This window comes from Polaromonas sp. P1_E1_2, from assembly GCF_056406035.1.
This window is the reverse complement of the sequence record NZ_JBFUAZ010000372.1, coordinates 1-4,293: the sequence shown is the minus strand read 5'-3', so window position 1 is coordinate 4,293 and position 4,293 is coordinate 1. Positions and strand designations below refer to the sequence as shown.

General features: G+C 61.5%; 4 protein-coding genes. 2 read left to right on the top strand and 2 right to left on the bottom strand.

Features of this window, described 5'->3' with window-relative positions; all coding sequences use genetic code 11:
• Positions 1–7 precede the first annotated feature (7 nt).
• A complete protein-coding gene (mltG, locus tag AC1D1P_RS15890) occupies positions 8–1,015 on the bottom strand; it encodes an endolytic transglycosylase MltG (protein WP_477673643.1) in 1,008 nt (335 codons plus the stop codon).
• Between the two features lie 84 nt (positions 1,016–1,099).
• Between mltG and ygfZ the strand changes: the two genes are divergently transcribed.
• On the top strand, positions 1,100–2,053 hold the full coding sequence (gene ygfZ / locus AC1D1P_RS15885; RefSeq protein WP_477673642.1) for a CAF17-like 4Fe-4S cluster assembly/insertion protein YgfZ: 954 nt from the start codon (positions 1,100–1,102) through the stop codon (positions 2,051–2,053).
• Between the two features lie 30 nt (positions 2,054–2,083).
• Positions 2,084–2,986, top strand: coding sequence for an NRDE family protein (locus AC1D1P_RS15880; RefSeq protein WP_477673641.1), 903 nt, complete (start codon positions 2,084–2,086; stop codon positions 2,984–2,986).
• Here AC1D1P_RS15880 and AC1D1P_RS15875 read toward each other — a convergent pair.
• Positions 2,968–4,293: O-antigen ligase family protein (locus tag AC1D1P_RS15875; RefSeq protein WP_477673640.1), on the bottom strand; the 1,326-nt coding region annotated here is incomplete at its 5' end. The two genes, AC1D1P_RS15880 and AC1D1P_RS15875, sit on opposite strands and share 19 nt — an antisense overlap.

Genomic DNA, 4,293 nt, shown 5'->3' with positions numbered 1-4,293 from the left:
GTCATATTCACTGGCCTCTTATATATTTGTTCACCGCGCGGTTGTGCTCGTCCAGGCTGCTGCTGAAGTGGCTGGTACCGTCGCCGCGCGCCACAAAATAAATGGCCTTGGTCGGTGCCGGCTGCACGGCGGCCAGCAGGGCGGCCTTGCCCGGCATGGCGATCGGCGTGGGCGGCAACCCGGCGCGGGTGTAGGTGTTGTAGGGCGTATCGGCCAGCAGGTCGCGTTTTCGCAGATTGCCGTCGAACTTGTCGCCGAGCCCGTAAATCACGGTGGGGTCGGTCTGCAGCAGCATGCCCAGGCGCAGCCGGTTGGTGAAAACGCCGCCGATCTGGGCCCGGTCCGACGGCTTGCCGGTTTCCTTTTCGACGATGYTGGCCAGGATCAGGGCCTCGTCAGGGGTTTTCAGCGGTGTGTCCGGGCTTCGCAGTACCCAGGCAGCGTCCAGCCGCTTGTCCATGGCCCGTGCTGCGCGCTTGAGCACGGCCAGGTCGCTGGAACCCTTGGCGTAGGTGTAGGTGTCGGGGAAGAAACGGCCTTCGGGGTGCACACCCGGCCTGCCCAGCTTTTGCATGATGATTTCGGGCGCCAGGCCAAGCGTGTCGGGCGCAAGCTGCTCTGCTTTTTGTAGCGCTGCACGCACCTGGTTGAAGGTCCAGCCTTCTACCAGGGTGACGCTTTTGAGGGCTTGATCGCCGCGCACCAGCATGGCGAGCAGCTTTTGCGGCGTGGTGCCGGGTACCAATTCATAGCTGCCGGCCTTGATGAGCCGGGCCTGGCCCGAAAAGCGAAACCAGGCATGGAGCAACAGGGCCGGGACATCGGCGCCGCTGGCCACGATGACCTCGGCCACGCCGCTGGCGGGCGTGCCGGGCTCGATTTCAAGGTCTACGACCTGGCTGCCGGGGGCCAGCCGCAGGGGAATCGGCTCGTGCAGCCACCACAAACCCGCGCCAAACAACAGCAGGGTGCCGGCAAATACCAGTATCAACAGACTTGTAAAGACACGACGCACAACCCAGCTACCTTTTCTGTACAGAACGCAAAACCTCGAGCCTATGATAATTCAGCCCATCTCCTCATCGAATGTGAACGCCCCATGACCCTGCCTTCTGCCGCTCACCTGATTTCCGGCATCACCGAACTTGCGCAACTGGGTGTCATCCGTGCCTCCGGTGAAGATGCCGTCACGTTTTTGCAGGGCCAGCTGACCCAGGACGTGGCCCTGATGGGGGCTGGCGAAGCGCGCCTGGCGGCTTTCTGCAATGCCAAGGGCCGGATGCAGGCCAGTTTTGTGGTGTTCAAGCGCAGCAGCGATGCCGGCCAGCAGGACGTGCTGCTGCTGTGCAGCCGCGACATCCTGCCTGCCATACTCAAGCGCCTGTCGATGTTTGTGCTGCGTGCCAAGGCCAGACTGACCGACGCCAGTGCCGAATTCGCGCTCTATGGCGTCACCGGAGCCRCTATGGATTCGATAGCTGGTGGCGCCCGCCCTGTATGGTCAAAAGCCGATTTTGGTGATGCAAATATGGTGTTTTTGCAGCCCGGCGCGGGCCAGCCGCGTGCGATTTTGTGCGTACCTGCCGCTTCACCCGCTCCCGAAGGCCCGCGCATCGACAGCGCCTTGTGGCACTGGCTGGACGTGCAGTCCGGTATTGCGATGATCACGCAACCCATTTTTGAAGCCTTTGTGCCGCAAATGCTGAATTACGAATCCGTCGGAGGGGTGAACTTCAAAAAGGGTTGCTACCCGGGCCAGGAAATCGTTGCGCGCAGCCAGTTCCGCGGCACGCTCAAACGGCGCGCATACCTTGTTCATACCGCCGGAACACCGGCAACAGGCCAGGAGATATTTCACGCCTCCGATGCAGGGCAGCCTTGCGGGCTGGTCGCCGCGGCGGCGGCCAATCCCGCTGGCGGCTTTGACGCCATCGTGTCGATGCAGACCTCTGCCGCCGCCGATGCCGGCGACGGCCGGTTGACGCTGGGAAGCGCCACAGGCGAAGCCCTGAGCCTGCTTCCCCTGCCCTACCCGCTGCTGGAAGATATCTGATGCACGGCACAGGGGCGCGGGGCTCATGACATGTGCCTGATCGCGTTTGCCATTGGCGTATCGGAGCGCTGGCCGCTCCTGATTGCGGCCAACCGCGATGAATTCCTGGACCGGCCGACGCTGCCGCTGGCCCGCTGGCGAACCGCTTCGGGGCAAGAAGTCCTTTCAGGCCGTGACTTGCGTGCCGGCGGCACCTGGATGGGCATGACACCGGGCGGCAGGATTGCTTTTCTCACCAATGTGCGTGGAGCCCGCGCAGATGCCGGGGCCCGCTCGCGGGGGGAACTGGTGACGCGTTGGCTGGAAAGCCGCGATGATGCGGCAGGTTTTGCTTCAGCTCTCGAAGAAGAAGGCGCGGACTACGCAGGCTTTAACCTGGTGGTTGGCGATTTTCAGCGGAACGTCTGGGCCTGGGTGACAAACAAGCCGGCCGTGGTGTCTGGCGCTTCAAACCTGCATCTTCAGGTTCTGTCACCAGGTCTTTACGGGTTGTCCAATGCGGCACTGGATACGCCGTGGCCCAAAACCCTGGAACTCAAACGCTCCCTCCATGCCGCCCTGAAGACGAGCTCAGGCCTGGAAGCAACGGAGCTTCAGGCATCTCTGTGGTCGGCTCTGGGTAATCGCCAGCGCGCGCCGCGCGAAGACCTTCCGGTCACCGGCGTGCCGTTGGCGCTGGAAGAAGCTCTGTCCAGTGCCTTTGTGGATTTTCCGGACCATGCGTACGGCACACGGAGCAGCACCGTGCTGCTGGCAGCAGCAGATCCGGCCGATCTGTCAACGCGATGGGATGTCCAGGTCGAGGAGCATATGTACGTGAGCCCGTCAGTTGAAGAGCCCAGCCAYCACCATCAGCCGGCATATCCCGTTTCGCACCGGTTCACTGTTCAATGGCAGAAAGCCGCACCCGCTTCTCAGAGCCTGGACCGGTAGTCGGGGGGAATGCGCTGACGCGTGGCTTCCTTGTCTTTTTCGGGTGATGCGGCCATGGCCGCCTTGTAGAACATCAACGCCTTCGCGTCATCTTTTTTCCGGATGGCATAGAGGTAGCCCAGTTTGACCAGCCCGTCGACCTGCTGGTCAGGAAAGCTTTTGTTACGCAGTTCCATGCTCTGGACGGCCAGATCCAAGTCGCCGTTTTTCACACCCAGTATCCACCCGGCATCCAGGAGGTCATAGTCATATATACCTTCTGCCAGGTATTGTTTGGTCAGCTTTTGGGCCTCTGCCGTTCTCCCCGACCGGCTCAGCAGGACGACTTCCAGCGATCGGACTGACGCCGCTTTCGGCTGGAGGTTCTTGCTGCGYTCCAGGTATTCGAAAGCCTTGTCCATGGCTYCCATCTGGGCATRCCCACGGGCAATATTCGTCAGCARGGCCACCACGTACGGACGCGAAGACACCACAGACTCCCAGATCCAGACGGCGTTTGGCCAGTCGCCCCAGCGCGCCARTTCGTCAGCCACCATGGGCGTCAGCTTGCGGTAGTGGGGATTGATGCGGGTGCCTTCTTTGACCAGCTCCAATATTTCCCGCTTGGTGGCGTTCCAGCGCGGGTTGTTGACATCCCCGGACTGCGTGATGGTTAGTGCCAGTCTGACGGACCTGACGATCCTGCTTTCCGCCACGGCGGCCTGTTGCGATATATAGATCGCCAGCGCGAGGCAAAACATTAAAGTGATGCCCAGCAACTTCGAGTACACAGGCTTCCAGGAAAGTTGTTGGGCGGCAAACTTGCCTTGAACGCCCAGGCGGGCGTCGGAAGCAGTCAGGAACCCCAGCGCCAGCGCAAAGATCGCGTCGGTAGTGGCCATGCGCCAGGGAAAACCGATATTGCTGACGATCAAAAGCGCCAGCAAGCTGGACAGGACAAGCGCACGTTCCGGGGCCTCCTGCAACCACCCGAATCCCCGGTTTCTGAGCGTTTTCCACGCGGCCATGCTGAGATAGCCAAGAAGGGCCAGCAGGAACATCCAGCCCACCAGGCCATATTCGGCCAGCAACTGAAGGATCTCGTTGTGGACGTAATAGTCGGTTTCAAGTTGCGTGCCATCGGCCTGGTACAGCGGAATATCCACTTCCCAGGCGCCAGCGCCAAYGCCTCTTAGCGGATGGGCCTGGATGATCCGCGATGTCGCTTTCCACATCACAAAGCGCACGCCCAAGGAACTGTCATTGACGGAAATTGTTGCCGTACGCTTGAAGGCCCGTTCGAAAGCCGTGTTGCCCCGGGCCTCTGC